This window comes from Paenibacillus sp. 8b26 (assembly GCF_050626875.1).
In the GTDB taxonomy this organism is placed as follows: domain Bacteria; phylum Bacillota; class Bacilli; order Paenibacillales; family Paenibacillaceae; genus Paenibacillus.
Window position 1 is genome coordinate 5009527 of the sequence record NZ_CP192445.1, and the last position, 25198, is coordinate 5034724.

At 44.7% G+C, this 25198-nt stretch carries 22 protein-coding genes; 19 read left to right on the forward strand and 3 right to left on the reverse strand.

Features of this window, described 5'->3' with window-relative positions; genetic code table 11:
* Window positions 1-157 precede the first annotated feature (157 nt).
* Window positions 158-1189, reverse strand: coding sequence for a chitosanase (locus ACQ4MX_RS23300; RefSeq protein WP_431087584.1), 1032 nt, complete (start codon window positions 1187-1189; stop codon window positions 158-160).
* A gap of 829 nt (window positions 1190-2018) precedes the next feature.
* Between ACQ4MX_RS23300 and ACQ4MX_RS23305 the strand changes: the two genes are divergently transcribed.
* The 7 genes from ACQ4MX_RS23305 to ACQ4MX_RS23335 all read left to right on the forward strand — a co-directional run bounded on the left by ACQ4MX_RS23305 (window position 2019) and on the right by ACQ4MX_RS23335 (window position 9205).
* A complete protein-coding gene (locus ACQ4MX_RS23305; protein WP_431087585.1) occupies window positions 2019-2786 on the forward strand; it encodes an isocitrate lyase/PEP mutase family protein in 768 nt (255 codons plus the stop codon).
* Between the two features lie 38 nt (window positions 2787-2824).
* Entirely contained in the window at window positions 2825-3382 is a 558-nt protein-coding gene (locus ACQ4MX_RS23310; RefSeq protein ID WP_431087587.1) for a bifunctional transcriptional activator/DNA repair enzyme AdaA, read from the forward strand.
* A 45-nt stretch (window positions 3383-3427) separates the two neighbouring features.
* On the forward strand, window positions 3428-3946 hold the full coding sequence (locus ACQ4MX_RS23315) for a methylated-DNA--[protein]-cysteine S-methyltransferase (protein ID WP_431087588.1): 519 nt from the start codon (window positions 3428-3430) through the stop codon (window positions 3944-3946).
* 96 nt (window positions 3947-4042) lie between these two features.
* Window positions 4043-6148, forward strand: a complete 2106-nt coding sequence (locus tag ACQ4MX_RS23320; protein WP_431087589.1) for a stalk domain-containing protein — start codon at window positions 4043-4045, stop codon at window positions 6146-6148.
* Window positions 6149-6366: 218 nt separating this feature from the next.
* On the forward strand, window positions 6367-7206 hold the full coding sequence (locus ACQ4MX_RS23325; RefSeq protein WP_431087590.1) for a MetQ/NlpA family ABC transporter substrate-binding protein: 840 nt from the start codon (window positions 6367-6369) through the stop codon (window positions 7204-7206).
* Between the two features lie 70 nt (window positions 7207-7276).
* Window positions 7277-8452, forward strand: coding sequence for an aminotransferase class I/II-fold pyridoxal phosphate-dependent enzyme (locus ACQ4MX_RS23330; protein WP_431087591.1), 1176 nt, complete (start codon window positions 7277-7279; stop codon window positions 8450-8452).
* A 42-nt stretch (window positions 8453-8494) separates the two neighbouring features.
* Window positions 8495-9205, forward strand: a complete 711-nt coding sequence (locus ACQ4MX_RS23335) for a 5'-methylthioadenosine/adenosylhomocysteine nucleosidase (RefSeq protein ID WP_431087592.1) — start codon at window positions 8495-8497, stop codon at window positions 9203-9205.
* A 397-nt stretch (window positions 9206-9602) separates the two neighbouring features.
* Here ACQ4MX_RS23335 and ACQ4MX_RS23340 read toward each other — a convergent pair whose 3' ends face one another.
* The gene (locus ACQ4MX_RS23340) at window positions 9603-10349 is read right to left on the reverse strand and encodes a hypothetical protein (protein WP_431091394.1); all 747 of its coding nucleotides are present in this window, start codon (window positions 10347-10349) and stop codon (window positions 9603-9605) included.
* A 108-nt stretch (window positions 10350-10457) separates the two neighbouring features.
* On the opposite strand from ACQ4MX_RS23340, the gene ACQ4MX_RS23345 reads away from it, so the two are divergent.
* Both ACQ4MX_RS23345 and ACQ4MX_RS23350 read left to right on the forward strand, forming a co-directional pair.
* Window positions 10458-10928, forward strand: coding sequence for a cell division protein ZipA C-terminal FtsZ-binding domain-containing protein (locus tag ACQ4MX_RS23345; RefSeq protein ID WP_431087593.1), 471 nt, complete (start codon window positions 10458-10460; stop codon window positions 10926-10928).
* A gap of 450 nt (window positions 10929-11378) precedes the next feature.
* Window positions 11379-12176, forward strand: coding sequence for a hypothetical protein (locus ACQ4MX_RS23350; protein WP_431087594.1), 798 nt, complete (start codon window positions 11379-11381; stop codon window positions 12174-12176).
* Window positions 12177-12204: 28 nt separating this feature from the next.
* Here ACQ4MX_RS23350 and ACQ4MX_RS23355 read toward each other — a convergent pair whose 3' ends face one another.
* Entirely contained in the window at window positions 12205-12627 is a 423-nt protein-coding gene (locus tag ACQ4MX_RS23355) for a hemerythrin domain-containing protein (RefSeq protein WP_025682831.1), read from the reverse strand.
* A gap of 169 nt (window positions 12628-12796) precedes the next feature.
* On the opposite strand from ACQ4MX_RS23355, the gene ACQ4MX_RS23360 reads away from it, so the two are divergent.
* The 10 genes from ACQ4MX_RS23360 (at window position 12797) to narI (ending at window position 25194) form a co-directional block, all read left to right on the forward strand.
* The gene (locus ACQ4MX_RS23360) at window positions 12797-13585 is read left to right on the forward strand and encodes a YwiC-like family protein (RefSeq protein ID WP_431087595.1); all 789 of its coding nucleotides are present in this window, start codon (window positions 12797-12799) and stop codon (window positions 13583-13585) included.
* A gap of 14 nt (window positions 13586-13599) precedes the next feature.
* Window positions 13600-14715 (forward strand): TIGR04053 family radical SAM/SPASM domain-containing protein, encoded by a 1116-nt coding sequence (locus ACQ4MX_RS23365; RefSeq protein WP_431087596.1) that lies wholly within the window; start codon window positions 13600-13602, stop codon window positions 14713-14715.
* Window positions 14699-16120: a protoporphyrinogen oxidase gene (gene hemG / locus ACQ4MX_RS23370; protein ID WP_431091395.1), complete on the forward strand. Its 1422-nt coding sequence runs from the start codon at window positions 14699-14701 to the stop codon at window positions 16118-16120. The genes ACQ4MX_RS23365 and hemG overlap by 17 nt, the downstream gene beginning before the upstream one ends.
* Before the next feature lie 109 nt (window positions 16121-16229).
* A complete protein-coding gene (gene ric / locus ACQ4MX_RS23375; protein ID WP_431087597.1) occupies window positions 16230-16937 on the forward strand; it encodes an iron-sulfur cluster repair di-iron protein in 708 nt (235 codons plus the stop codon).
* Window positions 16938-16983: 46 nt separating this feature from the next.
* Window positions 16984-17838, forward strand: coding sequence for a molybdate ABC transporter substrate-binding protein (gene modA, locus ACQ4MX_RS23380; RefSeq protein ID WP_431087598.1), 855 nt, complete (start codon window positions 16984-16986; stop codon window positions 17836-17838).
* Window positions 17835-18512 carry a molybdate ABC transporter permease subunit gene (gene modB, locus ACQ4MX_RS23385; protein WP_039274406.1) on the forward strand — a complete coding sequence of 226 codons (678 nt, stop codon included), beginning with the start codon at window positions 17835-17837 and terminating at the stop codon, window positions 18510-18512. The genes modA and modB overlap by 4 nt, the downstream gene beginning before the upstream one ends.
* Window positions 18513-18710: 198 nt before the next feature.
* Window positions 18711-22385 (forward strand): nitrate reductase subunit alpha, encoded by a 3675-nt coding sequence (locus tag ACQ4MX_RS23390; protein ID WP_431087599.1) that lies wholly within the window; start codon window positions 18711-18713, stop codon window positions 22383-22385.
* Window positions 22375-23952 carry a nitrate reductase subunit beta gene (narH, locus tag ACQ4MX_RS23395; protein WP_028542275.1) on the forward strand — a complete coding sequence of 526 codons (1578 nt, stop codon included), beginning with the start codon at window positions 22375-22377 and terminating at the stop codon, window positions 23950-23952. Before ACQ4MX_RS23390 ends, narH begins: the two co-directional genes overlap by 11 nt.
* The gene (gene narJ, locus ACQ4MX_RS23400; RefSeq protein ID WP_431091396.1) at window positions 23945-24511 is read left to right on the forward strand and encodes a nitrate reductase molybdenum cofactor assembly chaperone; all 567 of its coding nucleotides are present in this window, start codon (window positions 23945-23947) and stop codon (window positions 24509-24511) included. Before narH ends, narJ begins: the two co-directional genes overlap by 8 nt.
* The gene (gene narI, locus ACQ4MX_RS23405; protein ID WP_082067264.1) at window positions 24511-25194 is read left to right on the forward strand and encodes a respiratory nitrate reductase subunit gamma; all 684 of its coding nucleotides are present in this window, start codon (window positions 24511-24513) and stop codon (window positions 25192-25194) included. The genes narJ and narI overlap by 1 nt, the downstream gene beginning before the upstream one ends.
* Window positions 25195-25198 lie beyond the last annotated feature (4 nt).

The following is a 25198-nucleotide window of genomic DNA, read 5'->3' on the forward strand; positions in this document are numbered from 1 at the left end:
TGAGTCTTTCAAAGCTGGAGTATTTTGTGTCGGTTCTCCAAGTCACGTTATTTTGAAGATGCATCGATCGAAGACAGCAGTCATCACCAACTAAATTTTCATGGAAATAGATAAAGGAGGGCATACGATATGCCCTCCTTATTAAGTATATTGTTATTTACTTCATTTCCCAATTAGTTGCTTTGATCACGGCTGAATCTGCGTTTTTAAGATCTGTTTCGCCAGAAGCTAAGAGAGAACTCCATTGTTTCACACGATTCTTACCATTGGGAGGTTGGTTATAATCGTTGGTATCGACAACCAATGTACGCTTAGCATAGAAGCTAGTCATGAACGTCTTCTCATTCGTACTACTGCCTGAACGTGAGAGGATTCCTTCAAGACTACCTGAATCACCAGTAGCGCCTTGATTGAGTGCTGTGTCGACAAATGATCCAATCGTCAGAGCAGAATTAAATCCGCGTTTCTGTGCTTGCTGTACACTATATTCGATATAGGTGTCATAGAACGTACGCCACATGGCTTCTCTCCAAGCTTCATTGTTTTGGAGAGCGTTGATCTTCTTCTTGATTACACTATCGCTATCGCTGAGCTTTAGAATCGAACCACTCATTTTCCCCTTTAGACCAGCACGTGTTAATCCACCTGCAATGGAAGGGTTACTAGCTCCACTAGCAGCATCAAAAGCTTTGAATAAGGCCGGACCATCAGGTCCCGTATCATTTGAACCGCCTGTTGTTGCTCCAAAGATACCAATGGTGTATCCGCGATTATCGCCGATATCTTCAGCATAGCCATAGAATTCAGTCCATTTCAAAGAATCTTGCTCTGGTTTGTTCACTAACTTCATAATATTATCCCATTGCTCACCGTCGAGTCCTGTATTATCCTTCAGAAACTGAAGTGTTGAAGGTGAGAAATTAGCATCATGATCAATAGCTGCAACCGCTGCTTGGCTAGTAGCTTCTTCGCTGGTAAGGGATAATGGCTCTATACTAGCTTCATTTGAGTTGTCGAAGCTCTCATTTAAATCGATCGTTTTCTGTACCGGAGTTCCATTCTCTTCAGCAAAAGCCTTGGCAGGTGAAGGGCCGGACAAGCTAGAGAATGAAGAAATTACAGTAAAGCTTAGCAAGATCATAAAGAACTTTGTTTTATTGGAAACGAGTTTATTACTTATTTTATACATATAACTTCTCCTAATAATAATGTAATTATGAAATAATCATTTACGGATTATTCCTATTATGAAAATTGTACGTATTTACCAATAACATAAGCATGTAACTTTCCATATAAATAAAATATGGGGTAAATAGGATGTATTTACGCGATAATATTCCTCCTTTCATGAGCACATCGTTTAAGCGCTTATACTTTTAGGCTAAAAGAAATGTTGCTTATAGAAAAAATGATTCTGTGTCAGCAGCAAATACGCCTTTAACCCCTTAGCGTAGCTTTGCTTCTAACTCGAATTGATTTAGCAAGAGTATACGTAAGAAGCATATGATTGAACAGAGCTTAAATAACCATTTTATTTCAAATTTTGTGATTTATAACTGGATAAATGGACCTATTTGGTCCGTTTTTTCCAATTTAAAGTTAGATTCGTAGAATGCATAAAAAACGGAAAGAACGCTTTTACCGCCCCGCTCGACTTCAACCAATACACGCCGACTGACTTCATTGAAAGCTTGGAATTTGACGCGAGAGTTCTTTGTCCCAACGGGAATGATTAGATGACCATTTTGACCTTTTTCAATAAAATCCAGAATAACACTGGTCTTTTGCTTGGTTACACCTTGTGATTGAGATTTCCATACGATACGTGGTGAAAGGTGCAGCTCATGGAGGCGACTACTGGCTTCAGACCGAGGTCACACAGGTTATGATCGACTTTTTGAATAAGCATTTTAAAAGTAAATAGATTCCCACAGACCATAAGGGCAAGAATGAGGACGAAACAAAGACAGCCTCTTGATAAAATGAGATACATCACTTATCAGGAGGCTATATTTATGAACAAAATACAGCAATTTAAGGCACTTCATACATCAGAGGAACTTTTGTTTTTGGGGAATGCGTGGGACTTGTTATCTGCCGTGGCTTTGGAGAAGGCAGACTTTCAGGCGATTGGAACGACGAGCTGGGGGATTGCGAATACGCTTGGATTGTCCGACGGGGAGCTTATTGATTTTGACCAGCATATAAGGATTATTCAGACGATTGCAGATCATGTCCAGATTCCGGTGTCGGCAGATATTGAGGCAGGGTATGGGGAGGACACAGCAACGATTGTCGAGCATGTTTTAAGGACAGCAGATGTGGGAGTCGCAGGGATTAATATTGAGGATTCGTTAAAACAGCAACAGGGACTTCGAGAAGTGGTTCTGCATAGTAACCTTCTGTCCAAAATAAGAGCAGCACTGGATGCCCATGGATTTAACGATTTTTTTATAAATGCGAGAACGGATACATATTTACAAAAGGATGTTCCGCTTTCCGAAACGATCGAACGAGCAAAAGCGTATGTGGAGAGTGGAGCGAGCGGAATTTTTGTTCCGGGTTTGAAGGTTGACGATGAGATCAGGGAAGTGGTACATCAGGTACATGCTCCGCTTAATATTTTATCCTTGCCGGGTCTGACGAATGTCAGTAAGCTTCAGCAATTGGGAGTGAAACGGTTTAGCTTTGGCAATGCATTTTCGGATCATATCATGGTTGCTTTGCAAAAGAACGCCGAGCAGTTAATAGAGCTACAAGATACTTCGCATTTATATGGGTGATGATGCACTTTAGAAAGGAAAGGACAGGATATTCGATCATGGCTGAAATCAATCTTTCTTTTGAAGAAATGTGGGAGAAAATTATGGCGTGTGATCGTAAATATGACGGGTTGTTTTTTACCGCGGTGAAAACAACCCGAATATACTGCCGACCTTCCTGTCGATCCAAAAAGCCGAAAAAAGTAAATGTTGAGTTTTATGATGACATCGACACTGTGGAAAAGGCGGGGTTTCGTGCCTGTAAAAGATGTCAACCTCATATTGATCATTCACCGTATATCAGGCTTGTCCAGACTGTGGTTACCTTCCTGGTCAATCACTATAAGGAACGACTGGTACTGCAGGATATTGCGGATTATGCTGGAGTAAGTCCCTTTTATCTGGACCGAATCTTTAAACAGGAAACCTCAGAAACCCCGCGTACCTATCTGGAAAAAATAAGAGTGGATAAAGCAGCTTATCTGCTTAAAAGTACGGAGCGTACCAATCTTGAGATTTGCTATGAGACGGGTTTTCAAAGCCCTTCGAATTTCTATAAGGTATTTCGCTGTCTGAAACAGTGTTCCCCTAGTGAATACAGGAAGCTGAATAAGTGAATAGATGCTGTAGATCTAATAGACACAGGAGGTTGTTATCCTTTTATGAGCAGGCTATATTTATTGAATTATGCATCCCCGATTGGAGAGATAGAAATATGGGGCACAGATGAGGCCGTCCATTCTATCATGTTCTCTGATCGAGATACATCAACTACTACGACGCTGGACGAGACTTCACACCCCGTTTTAGAGGCGTGCGCTAGTCAGCTTGACGAGTATTTTAAAGGTACGCGCTATGAGTTTACGTTTCCTTATGTTTTTGAGGGCACAGATTTTCAGAAAAATGTATGGGATGCTTTGGTGAAAGTAGGCTACGGTGAAACAGCGGCCTATAAAGACATTGCCTTTTCGATTGGAAATGAAAAAGCCATTAGAGCTGTAGGCAGCGCCAATGGGAAAAACAAGCTGAGTATCGTGATTCCATGCCACCGAATTATTGGTTCCAACCAGAAATTAACGGGTTATGCGGGGGGCTTATGGAGAAAGGAATGGCTACTCCGGCATGAGAATCAATTCAAGGAGCTAAATATGAATATGGAACAACAGCTTGGAAAAAAGTAAGACACAATATCCATAATTGCCATCAGATGGAATGAACTTCATCTAACCCTATGCTATGATTTACCAAAAAGAAAGATTCAAAAAGGGGAAATAAGGATGAAGTTCAGAAGGACTATATTTTTATTTATGTTTTCAACGGTACTCATGGGTTTGTTTGCTGTAGGAACAGAAAGAGCACATGCAGACAATTCTATGGTACTAAGAGATGGAAACAAGCTTATACTTATACTTGATGATGGTAACGGGATCAACAAAGAGTTTAAATTTAATATGGACTATAGTATTAAGCAAGGTACTCCAATTCGTTTGTACAGCAATCTTACTGAAATTTTCCCCGGAGATTTTTCGGTTGATTATGCTAATTCTACGATAACAATTTCGGATACTCACGCAGCACCTTATCCAGGATCAAAGAATTATATTGAGTTTCCGATTGAACCAGACATGGAATGGTCTGCCGGAAAAATGTGGGGTGTAGCTCTTCCTAATGGAGACGGTCTGAGTCGTACTTTCAAAATAAAGACCCGCAACGTGATTAAAGAGGGCACCAAGACCCATTTAATTATTGACAATACGCACTTTTCTCCTTCTGATTTCACAGTTGATTACGTGAACAAAACACTAACGATTGAAAATAAAGCACCAGCACCTCCTTTTGGGGCGAAAATTGAATTTTACTACAATAAATTGGACACCATCGACACAGAGCCCTCCGATAAATTCTCAATAATATCATTTTTCCGTGATCCAAGAATCATTCAGCTTGAAGCGGAATCCAAAATGGCTCCAACGATCAGTGAACTAGTGGCCACTCCATCTGTTGATGAACCTCAAGTAATGCAGCCCGTTATCGAGTCTAAAGAAGATCAAGCTGTAGATGAATCACCCGAGATTCCTTTGTCTATACCTTCTGGAGAAAGCTTTCCGGGTACGTTTACGATCAATTCATCGGGTACTTCGTTTACAGTTCGTTTGAAGATGAAAAATATTCAGCCCACGTACACTTCCTACGTTATGGTGAAAAATTCGGAAGAACAATTGCTTAAACGCATTCAGTTCGATCCGGAAACAACGTTTAGCTACCCTTTGAGCAATCTGAACTTGTCTACGGGCGGGTACTACTTTTATATTAAAATGATGGATCAGTCGGGAAATTCGGCAGCGTCTGTCCCCCAGTTTATTCCCGTAAATAATAACAAAGCTCAGGTTTTGGTGTTTATTGATGGGAAGCTGCAACAATATGAACAACCTGCAACTTCGATTAGCGGAAGTATGCTGGTGCCGTTTCGTGCTGTTTTTGAGGGGCTTGGAGCGAAGGTGAAATGGGATGGTGCTACGAAGACCGTTACCGCGACCAAAGGGAATACAACGATCAAGTTAACCGTAGGCTCCAGAGATGCCTATATCAATGGTAAGTTAGTGCGTCTCAATGCGGCACCGAGATTAATTAACGGCAAAGTGATGGTTCCTATTCGCTTTGTAAGTGAGGCCCTGGGAGCCAAGGTAAAGTGGAATATTGCCGCTCAGAGTGTTGTGATCTTTCTTGCCCCGCAACAGGTTTTAACAACAAATGAAAGTGAACAATTAATGGATGAAGACGAGGACAACACTGAGCCACAATCGAAGCCTGCCATACTGAACAATATATCCAGTACCATTACCAAATCTTCTGATATCGTATTCGTTATTGATGTTACGAGTAGTATGACCGGAACGCTGGATTATGTAAGACAGAAGGTTAAAGGCTTTGTTGATTTGGTTCCATCGGGCTCCCAATTTGCCGTTGTTGCATTTCGGGACATTAATTTAACAGCAGATAAAGATTTGGAGTATTTTGATTTTACTGCGGATAAGAGCAAGTTAAAAGGAAATTTGAATACGTTACGTCCTTCTGCTGGCGGGGATCTGAAAGAATCCGGGCTGGAGGCCATCCAGCTGGCTACAAGTAAATTTTCTAAAAGCTCTAATTCCAAAACCATCATATTCATTACAGATGCACCCGTTCACGATAAAAATACAGCGCTGGGTAAAGCCCGTTTTTCAGTGGACGAAATAAACGAGCAATTACAGAAAAATGGCGTTATTTTTAATGCGATAGTTCCTGCAAGCGGACTAGCTAATAAACAAATGAAAAAGCTCGTAGATAGCAACAAAGGAACCTTGTATGATATTAAGGATGCTAAGCTGAATTTAGCGAAGTAAATAGTACAGTTGAAAGGCGCTTCCGAAATGGGAGCGTCTTTTTTCATGCTGCGAAAAGCGGTTTTTTTTATTATGGAGAAGATGTGTTATCAAATATTGTTGACAGTTATCAAAATATCATTGTAATATTTATAAACGCATAAGATTACTCGGAATTTGATTGGGCTGCAACATTCTAGCTCAACAAAAAACAGATGATTTCAGGGGGAGAAATTGAAATGAAGAAAAAATGGGTTCCATTTATACTGTTGGTGGGAGCAGTCGCACTGTTTATCTCTGGCTGTGGCAGTAAGAATACGTTGGGAAATGGTGCGAGTGAAGAAAAGAAGACACTGCACATCAGTTTTAATCCGGGTCCATACAGTGATCAGTTCAAGAATGGAGTGGCTCCATATTTGGAGAAGAAGGGCTATAAGATTACATATAAAGAATTTACAGACGGCGTTCAGCCTAATGAAGCTGTGGCTAATGGCGATATTGATGCTAATGTGTTTCAGCATTCACTCTATCTGGCTTCTATGAATAAGCGGGAGAATATTGATCTGGTTGGAGCTGTGCAGGTTCCGACTCCACCGATGGGATTGTACTCCAGCAAGCATACCAGCCTTGACGAAGTCAGCGACGGTGCTCAAATCAACCTGCCGAACGAGCCAGTCAATATGCTGCGTGCGCTGAATATTTTAAAAGAAGTGGGCTGGATTACGTTAAAGGATAATATTGATCCACTGCAAACATCGGTGAACGACATCACTTCTAATCCGCATCATTTGCAATTTGTGGCTACTGACCCGGCACAGGGACCCCGCGCACTGGAGGATGTTGATTTTGCTGCTATTCAGGGGAACTTTGCCGTTTCGAATGGAATGAAGCTGACCTCGGCATTACAGCTTGAAAATATGACAGACCCATTCACGAACGTGGTGGCTGTGGATAGCAAGAACAAGGACAAGCCATTCGTCAAAGACATCATTGAGGGGTATCATTCGGATGAATTCCAAAAGTACATCAAATCGAATCCGGTTTATGAAGGCTATAAGCTGCCAAGCTATTTTAAATAATATGGGGTTACTGTCTTCTGCGGGCTGACACTGTCAGCCTGTATCTTATGGATAAAAGGTGGCAATGAACGTGATTTTTTCATCCTCTGATCTCGTTAAGGCTCTGCCTGACAACTATTTTAGCGTCATTGACGACAAAGTGAACCTGTACAAAAGCAAAGGAATAGATGTAATCAATTTGGCAGCCGGCAACCCGGATCAGCCGACACCGGCGCATATCATCAGCGCTTTGAAGGAAGCAGTTGATCAGCCGATAAATCAGGGCTACCCGCCTTTTCACGGAAAAAAAAGCACACTGGAGGCAGTCGCCGCGTTCTATAAACGGGAGTATCAGGTGGAGCTTGATCCCGATCGGGAGGTTGCCGTATTCAACGGCTCCGCCATAGGCGTAATGGGGATTCCGCAGGCATTGCTAAATCCCGGTGACTGGTTGCTGACCACCAACCCGGCGTACCCACAATATGTTTCCGCTGCTGCGCTGGCAAGAGCCCATATCCATACGATTCCGCTCCATGAAAAGGATGGATTTTTGCCTGATTATACAACGGTGCCGGAAGAAATTTCAGAGCAGGTCAAATTGCTCATGATTAATTATCCGAACAATCCGACTGGAGCAGTAGCTACTGCAGATTTTCTGGTGAAGACGCTGGATTATGCTGCTCGGTACCGTTTTCCGGTTATGAATGATTTTGCTTACAGTGCCCTTGGGTTTGGGGGGCATAAGCCGCTCAGTCTATTGCAAATCCCCGGCGGCAAGGAATATGGTGTCGAGACGTATACGGCTTCCAAAACGTACAACATGGCTGGCTGGCGCTTCGGCTTTGCTGTTGGAAACGCGTCTGTTATCGGTGCGCTCAAGCATTATCATACACATGCTTATAGCACTGTTTTTGGAGCGGTGCAGGATGCGGGTGCTGTGGCATTACTGGGTTCGCAGGAGCCGGTGCGGGAGCTGGCGGCATTATATGAGCGGCGACGCGATGTTCTCATTGCGGCGTTGCGTGGTATTGGCTGGGATGTAGCCGCACCCAAAGGAACTTTTTTCGCCTGGTTCAAGGTGCCTGAGGGCTATACCTCCGCTTCTTTTGCGGACTTTTTATTAGACGAGGCCCAAGTTGCAGTGGCTCCAGGCGAAGGTTTTGGTCGTGCCGGAGCTTCCTATGTACGGGTGAGTCTGGTGAACAGTGAAGAACGGCTACTGGAGGCGGTGCAGAGAATCGCCGCAACGGGCATTTTTAAAAAATAAACTAAAATGCAGGGAATTCATGGAGGGAGCGAGAAACGAACTTTGAGTATAGCCATTATCGGAGCCATGGAAGAAGAAATAGCTAGTTTGAAAGCGCAGATCGAAGGGATAAGCATAACCCAAATTGCGAACGGGATTTTTTATACAGGCCATCTTCAGGGGAAGGAAGTTGTTCTGCTGCAATCGGGAATTGGTAAAGCGAACGCAGCCTTGACTACGGCGCTGCTGATTGAGCGTTTTAACCCGGAGCTTGTCATTAATACCGGGTCTGCTGGCGGGCTTGATCCAGCGCTCCGTATTGGCGATGTCGTAGTGGCGACCGAGCTGACTTACAGTGATGTGGATGGAACCGCGTTCGGCTACACCTACGGGCAGGTGCCGCAGATGCCGGCAAGTTATCCGGTCGAGCCAGCGCTGCTTGATTTTGCGACAAAAACGCTGGCAGCGACCAAGATTGAGGGGCAGATCGTTACCGGGTTGATTACGACAGCAGACTCCTTTATCTATCAAGCGGAGCGGGTCCATTTTATTCGCAGCCAGTTTCCTGAAGCCAAGGTGACGGATATGGAAGGGACCGCGGTCGTCCAGACAGCGTATCAGTTTGGTGTCCCTTTTCTGGCCGTTCGTTCTCTGTCTGATCTTGCCGGCGCAGAAGCAGCGGGTACTTTTGACTCCAATCTTGACTTGGCTGCGACCAACTCGGCAGCCGTGGTTGTAGCTCTTGTAGCTGCATACGATAGAGCCAAGCTATAGTATATTCAGGAGCGCTTTTTTTTTCGCTCGTTCCCATCGTGTATGGTCAACGTATTTTGTTTGTCATGCTTTTCGAAAGACCGTTAATGGCTATATCTGCTGTGACAGTTGTCCGCAAATTTGTACACCCAACTCGCAAGCCTGGGCGAACTGCCTGGAAACCGCCTCCAGTTTCTCGGGAGGAACCATAATTTTAGCCATGATTTCTACCTCGGGTGATTAAAATGATTACATATATTTATAAGTCGTTTGTACGAGTTCATGAGGAACAATAAGAGAGAAAGGTAGGAATAGGGACGTAAAAGAGCCACTCTTTTCAAAATGGAGCTTTCCATCTGACGGAGTGGCTCTCTTGATTAGAATTAGAACCCATGTATAATGTGCGCCGCTTCAGTTTTTATTTTAGAGGAACCTGCTTGGACAGCTTTTCGAACTGCTGCAAGTGAGGTGTGATCTTGGCGGTAATTCCTTTAAGATATTTGATAGCTGCTTGTCTTTGACGTTCTTTGGCGGCTGTATCTTCGGGGAACATGGAGTATTCCTTTTGGATGGAGCCATTTTGATAGCTTACAGAAAAAAGCTCTCCATTTTGCCACCTTTGGAATAAATTCTGATTACTGTGCAGGATGTTTAGCACTTCATTGCCATTTTTGTAAGTGAAGCTGTAATCTGGATCAGCGACAGCGTGGATTACTTTGTAGCCATTTTGTAATCCATTTTTCTGAAAGGCACCTACCTGGATCTCATTCGAACGTATCGTTCCGTCCATTTGAGTTACTTTTTCAGTCTGTGTACCCTTGCCGCTCATATTGTCATTGCTCCATGTACCGTTGTATACGACCTTATGGATTTGTCCGTCTGCATCGGTGTACTGATTGATATACTTTCCAGTACCGGAACGCTTACCATTCACAAAATCGCCTGAATACTGCTTGTTTTCACTCCATTTGATCGTACCGCGTCCGTTCGGCTGACCGTTCTCAAGCTCTCCGTAGTAAGTAGTCTGCCCGGATAGTTGCACCGTTTCCTTAATAGCAGACGCGCTCGCCGCAGGCACACTGGCAAACAGCGCTCCAGCTATCAGCGATACGGATATCATGACAGGCAGGGACAGGGCCACACCTTTTTGCGAAAATTTTTGCATCATGATTTCTCCCCTCTCGAATTTTGTACTTGATGAAATATAGTTTAATATATATTGAGAATTATAGGAAATCACAAAGAGAATAACAGGTAATGAGGAGGAGCATACATGAACTTACCTGAACATGGGAGTGAGGATGTGTCGAGCATTCTTGCATTGGACTTAGAACAGGAGCCTGTCCAAACTATAAACGGTATCCATAAAGTGGAGCCTGATTCACATACGTACTGGCTGATTGACGTTGAATTCAGTGGGTTTACGATGTCGGATGAAGAGATTTTGCATGTGCATACCGGAACGGAACCCGGATTTTTCTGGCTGGATACACTCGCGGAGGATCGGTTTGTAGATTTGATTTTCAGTATGGATGTGGTACGAACTGTGCAGCCGCAAACTGTTTTTGAGGCGATGTGGAAAAGTGCTGAATATGCACGTACCAGACTTGGAGGAACGTTAGTGAATGAAAATGATCTGCCTTCTGTGCCGGAGCATTATCTCCAGCAGATTCAAGAATTGGAAGATAGATTAAGCCAGTTTGGCTTTACACCGGGTGAGGAAGTTGTGGCATTTCTTTTATAAAGGAGAGATTACATGTCGAACGGCTCTAGCGAAAAGCTAAGAACGATTTTGCAACGTAATGCTACTATTTTTTCATACAGGTGGACGCAGACTGTCCGATTCCATTGAATAGAAGCTGGATTGGTAAAGTTACAGCAGCTTTGCCGGACGAGGAACAACCGATCGATGCCCAGGGTCATGTTATGGCTCCATTATGCAGTGCAATTTTCATTCGGTGAGGGAGCTGAGTAATGACTATATCTGGTATCACTTTGATCAGGTTCCTTTGCTGCATCGGCATTTTTTCGTGACGGTATGCTTTAAGGATACAAGCCTAATTGTCGTGGAGATTTCGCTCCAGGGCGATGAATTTCCAACTTCGTGGGATAATTGGTCTGAGCGATCTTACATAAAATGAACTACAGCCCTGCGCTTGGTGTTGGGATGTTGGATGAGTAAGGGAGATGTGTTGTGGATAAAAAGGCAAAGAAAATACTGATGAACACATTCTGGTCCTCCAGCGGCTGGAAGCAGGAGCGGGGATCTTTTTCGGGTGAGGATTTTGAATATGCCAAAAGTAAGGGCTTGATGTTCGATCCGATCACCATTACACATAACGAGATTATAAACAGGTTACATGAGCTGCACCAGCAAAAGGCTACAAAAGAACGAGTGGCAGCAGCATTTTTGCACAGTCTTTCCACGAAAAAGGCTCATTTACGAAGCGCCTTATCGAGCTGGACATTAACGGAAGGGCTTCCTTTTCACACCTATGGTGAGCGTCCTGTCGTCCTGCCCAATTACAGTAGCTGTGGGGATTGTAATTTTAATAAAATGATGTCCGATAAGGAATACGTCAATGAAGATTTGAATGTACTGAATTTTGAACGAATCAAATGGGGCGGTATTCGTCTGAACCACCTTCTGTATTGCTGGATGGACCTTGAATTGTTCAGTCAAGAAGAGGATGTTCAGGTTTCCGATGAGGATCTAGCTATACTCCATAACATGCTCGAAGCTGTTCAGAACTGTGATGCTCAAAGCAGTGCACGTCAATTGGAAAAGCGCTGGAGGGATGTGTTTCCATCCAGCAAAAACGAGCGTGATGTAGTCATGGAGGTGTGGGGATATGCCGGACTGCTGGTCCCACAGGACACGCCCCGTAAACGACAGAACGGCAATCATGATTTTTATTCCGTAGCAGCTTGGCAAGGAGATGACGGATACTCACAAGAGGCGTTGGACTATTTCTTTGGTGTGTTTTTATAGAGGGAGTGAATCGTTTGTCACATCTTGATCATGACGGTTCCTCAAACAACAAACGTTCTTCTTCCCGACTATGAATGGCATTGACAACCAGAAGCGCGTGGAACTGCTGAAGAACTTCAGGCGTAAGCCCTTCTTCACGGATCCCGGCTTTGAGCTCTTTTACAATGATTCGGAGCAGATCATGATCCCGTGTAAGTTTGACGACAGCCTCCTGCAGTTCCGGTTTTTTCTCGACCATTTCCTGATAGAATCCTTCCTCTTCTGCATCAGCATGGCTGAGAATGCGGGTTTCCCAATATTCGATCAGGTGGTCGGCAGCCTGGCGCGCCACCTTGAATTCTTTTGCTTCGAGTAATTCCTCTACTTCTCTCGTCTTATCTAGAGCGCCAGATAGCCCGCCTTGATGAATGGCATGATGAGCATGCAGTTGACGTAAAGAAGGTCCTCCCATAACAGTTCATCCTTTCTTTGTTCCCTTTTGTAGTACAGTATAGCATAAGAAAATAGCGTTATTTTTCCGGTTAGGATTTTCCCACCTAAGGAAAAGGGAACTCCCTAATTGGTTCAATTTCATATAATACTTAGAATGAAGTTAGAAGATAAAACTCAATCTTGGGGGAATGGATGATGAATCGATTAACCGAAATAACAGACATAATAAAGATTGTGAAAAAAGGATCAAGGATTTGAAGGGGATAAGCAGATACATACCCAATCAACATGGAGCCTGGGCCATGCTCATTCTTCCATTTTTATTCGGTTTAGCTGCTTCTCGAGGGGAACTCATTCATATACCCCTATTTGTGTGCTGGTTTTTTATCTACTTATTCAGTTTTCCTGTCCTCCAATGGATCAAAACAGGCAGCAGTGAAAGATACCGCAAACCCGCCGTTGTATACGGAGTGATATTAATTCCTTTGTTAATTTCACTGATATGGTTTGAGCCTGCCTTGATCTGGTATGGAGTTCTTCTATTGCTCTTTTTTATGGCTAATATTTATTTTGCAAAAACGAAAAATGAACGTGCTTTACTCAATGACATTGTTGCAATTCTACTCTTTTGTTCTTTTATATACCCCGTTATTTATATGGGGGGAGGAGAGGATTGGAAAGTAGCAACAGAGCTATTCTTGCTTTTGGTGCTTTACTTTATCGGAACTGCTTTGTATGTCAAAACGATCATTCGTGAAAGAAAAAATATACGTTACCATTTTGCTTCCGTCATCTATCATTTGGTGATTTTGTTGTTTGCTACTTGGTTAAAGTTATTTCTGTTTGTTCCTTTTTTAATTTTTTTGATACGAGCCATATGGCTTCCTAAACTCGGATTAAAGGCAAAACAAGTTGGCATGGCGGAAATTGGATTTTCAATGATGCTCTATGTTTTTGTGTTGTTTTTATACTTCTAAAAGGAGAGACATCAATGATATCTTTGAAAACGCCGCGTGATTATCATACAGACCCGTTTATAGTCATCTGGGAGGTTACACGAGCTTGTGCTTTAAAGTGCCTTCACTGTAGAGCGGAAGCTCAGTACAAGCCTGATCCTCGCCAGCTGACATTAGAAGAGGGGAAGAAACTGATAGATCAAATCGCTGAAATGAATCATCCGTTGCTTGTATTCACAGGCGGAGATCCTTTAATGCGTCCTGATCTGTTTGAACTGGCTCAATATGCAATTGAAGAGAAAAAACTGTCGGTTTCAATGACCCCCAGTGCCACCCCTAAAGTGACACGAACAGCGGTAGAAAAAGCAAAGCAAGTTGGATTATCGCGGTGGGCATTTAGTCTGGACGGTTCATGTGCCGAAATTCACGATCATTTTCGGGGTACAGCGGGTTCTTACGATACGACCATGCGAGGAATTGGATATTTAAAGGAACTGAATATCCCTATTCAAGTGAACACTACGGTGTCCCGGTACAATCTTCATGATCTGGAGCAAATTGCAGAAAGAGTAAAGGAAATGCAGGCCGTGTTATGGAGTTTATTTTTCCTTGTTCCAACTGGACGTGGCATGGAGAAAGATATGATTACTCCTGATGAGCATGAAGCCGTAATGAAATGGTTGTATCAAATACAGCAACAGATGCCGTACGGTGTGAAGGCTACAGAAGCTCCTCACTACCGGAGGGTTGTACTGCAGCAAAAGCACAGAGCAGGTGAGAGCAGTGTAGCGGACGGACAAAAGAGGGCAGATGTTTTAGGACGTGCTCCTAAAGGCGTAAATGACGGAGATGGATTTGTTTTTATTAGTCATATCGGCGAAGTATACCCGAGCGGTTTCCTGCCTCTTATGTGCGGGAATGTACGAAAGGATAGCCTGGCAGATATTTATCGCAACTCTCCGATCATGATGAATCTTAGAGATAAGTCCCTACTTAAAGGTAAATGTGGAGCCTGTGAATTCAAGGCCGTCTGTGGGGGCTCTAGAGCAAGGGCTTTTGCAATAACAGGAGACTATTTGGAGAGTGACCCTTATTGCGCTTATATACCCGGGGTTGGAGAGGAAAAGTGTTTTCATGAAAAAAAGTTCTAAAAAAGTCGTTGTTCTCGGTGGAGGAATAAGCGGTTTAAGTGCTGCCTTTTATGTGAAAAAGCTGGCTGAGGATAGGCAGCTTGAAGTGGAAATTACACTGGTGGAGAAAAGTGAACGTCTGGGAGGAAAGCTGCAAACCGTTCGCCAAAACGATTTTATGATCGAAAAAGGACCAGATGCTTTCTTGGCCAGAAAGACGGCAATATTGGATCTGACTATGGAGTTGGGGCTGGAAGCAGAGCTGGTATCGACAAACCCGAAAGCCAAATCTGCTAGCATTTTGCATAAGGGCAAACTTCATACGATGCCGATGGGCTTCATTCTGGGCATTCCAACAAAGCTCACTCCCTTCATTCGGACAGGACTTATTTCTCCGCTGGGAAAAGCACGGGCAGCCCTGGATTTAATCATTCCGGCAAAGAAAGGTGATGCGGACGAATCTCTAGGTGATTTTATCAAACGGCGTCTTGGCAAAGAAGTTCTGGATCAGATTACTGAACCTCTGCTGTCTGGAATTTACGCTGGGGATACACATTCCCTAAGCCTCATGTCAACCTTCCCTCAATTTAAACTCATGGAACAAAAACATGGAAGTCTGATTAAGGGTATGTCTAAAGGGGCGGGAAGAAAGCCAGCAGTACAAGACAAACTGCCGGATATCGCTAAGAAAAGTATGTTTCTTTCTTATCGGCTAGGATTATCTACGATCGTGGAGCGGCTAAAGGAAAGGCTGGATACCGTACGTTTTGTTATGGGGCAAGGTGTAGTTGAAGTAAGAAAAGAAAGCGGTTATCAGGTCATTTTAGAACATGGACAAAAAATAGATGCGGATGCGGTGATCTGCGCTGTTCCAGCTTTTGAAGCGGCTACATTATTCTCCGGCGTTGCAAGCGCTAGCTGGTTACACAAGATTCACTATGTTTCCGTAGCCAATATTGCTCTTGCTTATAAAAACACAGATCTTAATCTTAATTTTGAGGGAACGGGATTTTTAGTCCCCCGCAAAGAAGGCAAAAAGATTACGGCATGTACTTGGTCTTCGACGAAGTGGAGCCATACCGCTCCTGAAGGATATACGCTTTTACGGACCTACATCGGACATGCAGGTGCACAGGAGTGGATTCAGATGACAGACGATCAACTTGTGGATGCCGCGCGTAAAGATTTGAAAGATTTAATGGGCCTGGAAGCGGAACCAGAATTCGCCGAAGTCAGTAGGTGTGATCGATCAATGCCGCAATATCCGATTGGACACAAAGAGCACATGGCGAAGATAAGGCAGGACTTCGCACAGGATTTACCGGGTGTTTTTCTATGTGGTGCCGGCTATGGGGGCGTTGGAATTCCAGATTGCATCGCTCAAGGGAAAGAAGCGGCTGAACAGTTGCTTTCTGATTTTGTATAATCAGGCTCTTTCCACGAGTGAAAGAGGGAACCCCCTGATTGGTTCAGCTTTAAGAGAGACGTAGAATGAAAGTTAAGTATAAAATCGAAGTAAATTGGAGGAATGGAAGATGAGCCAGTTAACAGAAGAAACATGGGTAGCGGACATTGTGAAAGCAGTACCCAAAACGGGAGATCTGTTCCGCAAACTGAGGATTGATTTCTGCTGTGGAGGGAAAATATCACTCCGTGAAGCAGCAGCCGATCGAGGCCTTCACGCTGGTGAACTGCTGACGCAGATACATGAAGTGGAAGAAAAGCAGGCACAGCATAAGCAAATGCAACCTCCTTCACTCGAACCAAAAGAACTAATCGCCTATATTCAAAGTGAGTATCATACGAAGCTTCGGGAGGAACTATCGGCGTTAACGCCGTATGTAACCAAACTGACGCGGGTTCACGGCGAACGTTATCCGCATCTCAAGCGAGTTAATGAACTGTTTACCTTGCTTAAACAGGAATTATCGGAACATATTCAAAATGAAGAGGACCTTGTGTTTCCGATGATTGAAGCATTTTTACAGGAATCAACAGTAGAACGAGCAGATGCGTTGAATCCAACTTTATCCAAGTTGCAAGACGAGCATCAAACGGTAGTGGAATTCCTGAAGGAAATGCGCTTGATCACAAACGGCTTTGAGCCGATGCAGGAAGCTTGTGGTACGCACCGACTCGTATTGAAGCGGTTAGAAGACCTGGAGGCAGATATTTTTAATCATATTCTGCTTGAAAATTGTACACTGATCGAACGTACGAGACAGGCACAACTTAATTCATAATGAAACCTGTCGTTCATGATAGGCTTCACGTAAGGAGCCAGATAAAATGAAAAAAATTATTAAACATAGCTATATTCTCTTTTTTGCTTTTTCCATGGTGTTATTACTTTCAGGGTGCGCCGCGGGGCAACAAACAGCTTCAAATAATAGTAGCCCGGCCCAGAACAATGTGGCCTCCAATCAGGACTCTTCGAAGAAGGCCGAAACTGTTGAGCTTACTATATCAGCAGCAGCCAGTCTAACGGATGCGCTCAAAGAAATTCAGCATTCATACGAATCAACTCATACAGGCATCAAATTGAATTTTAACTTCGGCGGCTCTGGTGCGCTGGAAAAACAAATTGAGCAAGGAGCGCCGTCGGATTTGTTTCTGTCCGCTTCGACCAAAAACATGAAGTCCCTTGTTGATCAGCAGTTAATAGATACGAAAAAACAAAAAACGTGGCTGACGAACGAATTGGTCGTGGTCATCCCTGCAGACGGGACGATGAACATCGCGAGTGTAACCGATTTAACAAAAAAAGAAGTGAAGAAAGTTGCGATCGGAATTCCTGAAAGTGTTCCTGCGGGCAACTACGCACAGGAAGCGCTGACGAAAGCGAAGCTTTGGGACACGTTACAGAGCAAGCTGGTTCAAGCAAAAGACGTTAGACAAGTGCTGCAATATGTGGAAACTGGGAATGCTGATGTCGGATTTGTATATAAAACAGATGCATTGACTTCACAAAAGGCAAAAATCGCCTTTGAGGTGGATCCCAAAACCTATTCACCTGTTGAGTATCCAATCGGGATTGTCAAAGCTTCAAAGCACATTCAAGAAAGCGAAGACTTTTATGCATACTTACAATCGCAAGAATCTCTGAATATTATGGCTAAGTATGGATTTACCATACCGAAGTGAGCATGCAAGATATAGATTGGAATGAATATTGGCCTCCTATCCGATTATCGTTGCAAGTTGCACTGTTATCCAGCGTTCTGGTAATCATATTAGGCTTGCTTGTGGCATGGTCAATGTCGCGGTTAGGATTATTTAAAGGGAAAACGGTTGTTGAAACCGTGCTTATGCTGCCCTTGGTACTCCCACCGACGGTTGTTGGTTTTTTACTGCTAATATTACTTGGACGAAAAAGCGGGTTCGGACGTTTTGTAGAGCAATGGTTTGGAGAACCTATTATATTCTCGTGGTGGGCAGGGGTTATAGCAGCGGTGGTAGTGGCTTTTCCTCTTGTCTATCGGACGCTGAGAATGGGATTGTCTTCTGTTGACCAGGACTTGGAAAACGCGGGACGTTCGATGGGTGCAAGTGAATGGCAGGTTTTTCGATATATCACCTTCCCTTTAATTTTCCCTTCTTTTAAAGCTGCCTTTATACTCGGTTTTGCCCGCGGTCTGGGCGAATTTGGTGCTACGCTGATGATTGCCGGAAATATTCCGGGTAAAACACAAACGATTCCGACGGCCATTTATATTGCGGTGGATGCTGGTCATCTTCCTATGGCCTGGGCCTGGACATGCTCTATCATACTCATTTCTTTTATCATGCTCCTGTTAACGGGCCAAAAGAACAATTAAACACTTCATATAAGCTTCCCTTTAGCAGAGGGAGGTTTTTTTGTATCTTTTCATAGAACGAGGGATTTCCTGTAGCGCTATAGGACATTCCCTAATGGGAACAGAGATGAATGAATTACATAATGAAAGTAAGCGAATGAACCTTTCCATAGAACTTGCGTTGGGATGATTCTTTCTAAAAAGGAGTGTTGGTCATCGATGAAAAAAAAATACAACCTCAACTTTTTTAAACCGATCGAAAGCTATTCGGGAAATTGGTCAATCCTTGAGGAAAAAAATAGAGAATGGGAAAACGTGTATCGTCAGCGTTGGTCTCACGACAAAGTGGTTCGGACGACTCACGGAGTGAACTGCACCGGTTCCTGTAGTTGGAAGGTTTTTGTGAAAAACGGCATCATTACCTGGGAAAATCAACAGATCGATTATCCTTCCTGCGGTGTAGATATGCCAGAATTTGAGCCGCGTGGATGCCCGCGTGGCGCTACATTTTCCTGGTATGAATACAGTCCATTACGCGTGAAATACCCCTATATGCGCGGTAAGTTATTGCGGCTTTGGTTAGCCGCCATTAAGGAGCATACGAATCCAGTAGACGCATGGGCAAGCATCGTAGAAGACCCTGAGAAAGCCAAGCTCTACAAATCAGCTCGCGGAAAAGGCGGTCATGTCCGTGTCGCTTGGGACGATGTCCTGCGTCTGATCTCGGCGCAGCTCATCTATACCATTCGTAAGTATGGTCCCGACCGCATCGCGGGCTTTACGCCAATCCCGGCGATGTCAATGATAAGCTACGCTTCAGGAGCCCGGTTCATTTCGCTTCTCGGTGGACAGATGTTGAGTTTTTATGACTGGTATGCCGACCTTCCGCCTTCATCTCCTCAAATTTGGGGTGAGCAGACGGATGTACCGGAATCTTCTGATTGGTACAATGCGGGTTATCTAATCATGTGGGGATCGAACGTACCGCTTACCCGGACGCCAGACGCTCATTTTATGACGGAAGTACGATATAAGGGAACAAAAGTCGTATCAGTGGCTCCCGACTTGGCGGAGAATGTGAAGTTCGCTGACAACTGGCTTGCACCACATCCGGGTACAGATGCTGCCGTAGCCCAGGCTATGACGCATGTTATTTTGGATGAGTTCTACAAAGAGCGCCAAGAACCGATGTTCATTAACTATGCCAAACAATATACGGATATGCCGTTTATGATTCTGCTTGATCCACACGAAGGAGCCTGGAAAGGCGGACGTTTTCTACGGGCGAGTGACCTTGGGGATGTATCGCCGCATTCGGACTGGAAGCCGGTCATATATGACGAAGCGGCGGGGGAAATGCTGGTTCCGAACGGTACGATGGGACAGCGCTGGGAGCAGGATAAGAAATGGAACCTGATTCTGGAACGGGAAGACGGAACAAAGGTTGAGCCTGCGCTCACTGTGGAAGGGCATGGCGAGAAATGGGAAGAAGTCGTATTCCCTTACTTTGATAACGCCGGTAATGGAACGTTCAAACGTGCAATTCCAGCCAAAAAAGTACGCTTGGCAGATGGCTCGGAACGTTACGTAGCAACCGTGTACGATTTGATGATGAGCCAGTACGGTGTCGCACGCAATGACAGCCCTCATAATGCCAAAAATTATTACGACGAAGCTTCACATTATACCCCTGCCTGGCAGGAGAAGATCACAGGTGTGAAGGCGTCAGTTGTGGTACAGATTGCTCGGGAATTTGCTCAAAATGCTATCGATACTAAAGGGCGCTCCATGATTATTATGGGTGCGGGTATCAATCACTGGTTCAATAGTGACACGATCTATCGATCCATCTTGAATCTGGTCGTGTTGACTGCTTCCCAAGGTGTAAACGGTGGAGGCTGGGCGCATTATGTGGGTCAAGAAAAGCTCCGCCCAATCGAAGGCTGGTCAACGATTGCCTTTGCCAAAGACTGGCAAGGGGCGGCTCGGCAGCAAAATGCGACATCATTTTTCTACTTTGCAACGGAGCAGTGGCGTTATGAAGAAAGTGGAACAGACAGCTTGAAGTCACCGATTGGCGGGGATGTTAGTTACACACATCCAGCAGACTACAACGTGCTCGCAGCGCGCCTGGGGTGGCTGCCTTCTTATCCACAGTTTAATAAAAACAGCCTGCTGTTCGCTGAAGAGGCGGCACAATTAGGCAAGAAGTCCAACGAGGACATCATTAATCATTCTGTAGAAGAGATTAAATCACGTAAGACACGCTTTGCTGTAGAAGATCCTGGGGCAGCCGAAAACTTCCCGCGTTCACTCTTTGTTTGGCGGTCAAATCTGATTTCCAGTTCGGCTAAGGGACAAGAGTATTTCATGAAACATTTACTCGGAGCATCCGATGCCCTGCTTGCTCGGCCGAATGAAGAACAGAAGCCTGAGGAAATCGTTTGGAGAGAAGATGTAGAAGGAAAGCTTGATCTGATGGTTGCACTTGATTTTCGGATGACAACGACCCCATTGTATGCGGACATCGTGCTTCCGGCTGCAACTTGGTACGAAAAAACAGACTTATCGTCAACAGACATGCATCCTTTCGTGCATCCGTTTAATCCGGCCGTTAATCCACTGTGGGAATCCCGCGCGGACTGGGATATTTACCGCCAGCTTTCTGAGGTCTTTTCGGATATGGCAAAAGAGTACCTACCAGGAATATATAAAGACCTTGTGACCGCACCGCTCTTACACGACAGTATAGGCGAGATTTCACAGTCGATGGGTCTTGTAAAGGATTGGACGAAGGGCGAGATTGAAGCAATTCCGGGTAAAACAATGCCGAATTTCAGTATTATTGAACGCGATTATACAAAAATTCATGATAAATTCATCTCACTCGGTCCGAATTTGATTACCGGCAAAGCAGGAGCACATGGCGTCAGCTTCTCCGTAGCGGACGAATATGAGGAAATGAAAAAATTGAACGGAGTTTATTATGATGAGTCCATTAAAGACGGGCTACCGAAAATTCAGACAGCTCGCCAAGTGGCCAATGCAATTCTTCACCTTTCATCCGCGACCAATGGACGGGTGTCGCAAAAGGCTTATGAGCGGGCAGAAGAGCTTCACGGTGTGGAACTCAAAGATATCTCGGCCGATCGGGCAGCGGAAAGAATCACTTTCCAAAGTATCACGGCACAGCCGCGTGAAGTTATACCGACACCGGTATTCACTGGATCGAACAAGAAGGGACGCCGCTATTCACCATTTACAACGAATATTGAACGTCTCGTTCCGTTTCGTACTTTGACAGGAAGACAGCATTTCTATATTGATCATGAGATTTTCCAACAATTTGGGGAATCATTGCCGATCTACAAACCGACGCTGCCGCCAATGGTGTTCGGCCCTCGCGACCGGGAAATAAAAGGCGGGCAAGATTCACTTGTGCTTCGTTATCTGACACCACACGGTAAATGGAATATTCACTCCACCTACCAGGATAACCAGCACATGCTTACACTGTTTCGCGGAGGTCCTACGGTGTGGATCAACAACGAAGACGCAGAGGCACACGATCTTGCCGACAATGACTGGGTAGAGGTATACAACCGTAACGGCGTCGTAACCGCCCGGACCGTTGTCAGCCACCGGATGCCAAGAGGAACGATGTTCATGTACCATGCTCAGGATAAGCACATTCAAGTGCCAGGCTCCGAAATCACGGATACACGCGGTGGTAGTCATAACGCTCCGACAAGAATTCATTTAAAACCAACCCAGATGGTCGGTGGATATGCTCAGCTTAGTTATGGATTCAACTATTATGGTCCAATCGGCAATCAACGTGATGTGTACGTTGCGGTACGTAAAATGAAGGAGGTTAACTGGCTTGAAGATTAAAGCTCAAATTGCCATGGTCATGAACCTGGATAAATGTATTGGCTGCCATACGTGCAGCGTGACATGTAAAACAACCTGGACGAACCGCAAAGGTGCGGAATATATGTGGTTTAACAATGTGGAAACCAAACCCGGTATTGGTTATCCGAAGCGGTGGGAAGACCAGGAACTTTATAAAGGTGGCTGGCAGCTCCGCAAAGGGAAACTGGAACTGAAGTCAGGCAATAAGCTGTCCAAGATAGCACTGGGTAAGATTTTTTACAATCCTGACATGCCGGAAATGAAAGATTATTATGAGCCTTGGACTTATAATTACGAGCAACTGACCAACGCCGGCGAGCAAAAGCATTCACCTGTGGCACGCGCACATTCTGCGGTAACAGGTGAAAAAATGGATTTGGAGTGGGGTCCAAACTGGGAAGATGACCTGGCGGGTGCGCATGTAACCGGTCCGCTTGATCCAAATATTCAGAAAATCGAAGAAGAGATTAAATTTAACTTTGAGAAGTCTTTCATGGTTTATCTCCCACGGCTTTGCGAACATTGCCTAAATCCAAGCTGTGTCGCGTCATGTCCTTCGGGCGCCATGTACAAACGAGACGAGGACGGAATCGTGCTCGTGGATCAGGAAGCCTGCCGCGGATGGCGGTATTGCATGACGGGCTGTCCATACAAAAAAGTGTACTTTAACTGGCAGACGAACAAAGCGGAAAAATGCACCTTCTGTTTCCCACGTGTGGAAGCTGGCCTGCCGACAGTCTGCTCCGAGACATGTACAGGACGAATTCGCTACCTCGGCGTTATGCTGTATGACGCGGATCGGGTGCTTGAGGCTGCTTCTACGCAGGATGAGAAAGAACTTTACAAAGCGCAGTGCGACCTGTTCATGGATCCAAGTGATCCGGCAGTGATTGCTCAAGCGAGAAAAGACGGTATCTCGGAGGACTGGATTGAAGCAGCGCAGAACTCGCCGGTCTACAAGCTTGCCATTGAGCACAAGCTGGCATTCCCGCTTCATCCGGAATATCGCACATTACCTATGGTGTGGTATGTGCCACCACTTAGTCCGATCATGAATTACTTTGAAGGGAAAGACTCGATTGAGAATCCCGATATGATCTTTCCGGCTATCGAAGAGATGCGTACCCCCATTCAGTACCTTGCCAATATGCTGACGGCGGGTGACACGCAAACCGTGAAGGAATCCTTGCAGCGAATGGCTATGATGCGCTCCTATATGCGTGCCCAGTCCACAGGACAATCTTTCGATGAAAGCCGTCTTGAGCGCATCGGCATGACACCGCGGCAGACCGAGCAGATGTATCGACTTCTGGCGATTGCCAAGTATGAGGATCGTTTCGTCATTCCGACATCGCATAAAGAAGGATATTCGAATCCATACCGTGCTCAAGGATCTGCGGGTTACGGCGATACCATGGGAAACATGGGTTCAGGCTCTGGATGTGACGGCTGTAGTATGGCAAGTTCAATGGGCATGGAAGAGCCTTTGAAAACTGGAAAAGAAATGTATGAAGAAAACTTCTACGGGGGTATTTGGCGTGATTAATGTAGCGAAGCTGTATGAATGCAAGCCATCATTCGGGTTTTTCGCCCAGCAACTCATGTACCCAGAAAAGCTGGATTTTCATCCGGCTTTTCTGGAAGCATCGTTTGATCCGAACCATCCGGCATATACGTATGCGAACACATACTGGTCCCTTATGCAAGGGTTCAGTATGGAAGAGATTCAGGAAATGTATACAGAAACCTTTGATTTTCAAAAAAATTGTGCACTATATATGACTTACTTTAAATTCGAAGATGCAAAAGAACGGGGACAAATGTTGGTCAAGTTAAAGGTGCTATATGAGATGTACGGTCTTGAAATGCCAGATGGAGAGCTGCCAGATTACCTTCCGCTCATGTGTGAATTTCTGTATGCCGCCGAATGGGCGCAAGATCCGAAGACGACAGAAAACTTCCGTATGCCAATCGCGATCCTGGAAGACGGCACATATCATTTGCTTAAAGCACTGGAAAAAATGGAAAGCCCGTATTCTCATCTGGTGAAGGGACTGCGCGAAACGCTTAAAGCTTGCGTAGAACAGGAGGCAGCCGCGCAATGATGATGCTAGAGCAGTTTTTATGGGTCATTTTCCCTTATATGTGCGTGGTCGTCTTTATTGTAGGACATATTTTCCGCTACAGAAACGACCAGTTCAATTGGACAGCGAAATCAAGTGAGTTTATTGAAAAAAAACAATTGATGATCGGAAGTCTCTTATTCCACCTGGGTATTATCCCGGTTATTATGGGTCATGTATCCGGTCTGGGCATACCAAAAACCTGGATGCATGCACTGGGTGTAAACGATCATCTGTATCATATTGGAGCAGTTTATGTTGGTGGAATATTTGGAGCTATGACGTTCCTCGGTATGTTGATTCTTACCTCTCGTCGTTTTACAATACGCAGTGTACGCCGTTTAAGTACAGCGTCTGATTTGATTGTAAACGTATTGCTTTTGGCCATTGTATGCATGGGGATGTTCGCGACTCTCGTGACGAATGCGGTACAGCCGGAATTCGATTATCGGGAGACGATCTCGATCTGGTTCCGCGGTTTATTCATATTCCGTGTTGACCCGACACTGATGAGAGATGTACCGATGTCTTTCAGGCTTCATATACTTATGGGCTTTGCGATTTTTGCATTCTGGCCGTTTACCCGGCTTGTACATGTGTGGAGTGTTCCGTTGAATTATGTGCGCAGAAGTTATATCCTTTACAGAAGACATAAATCGAATTAGGAAA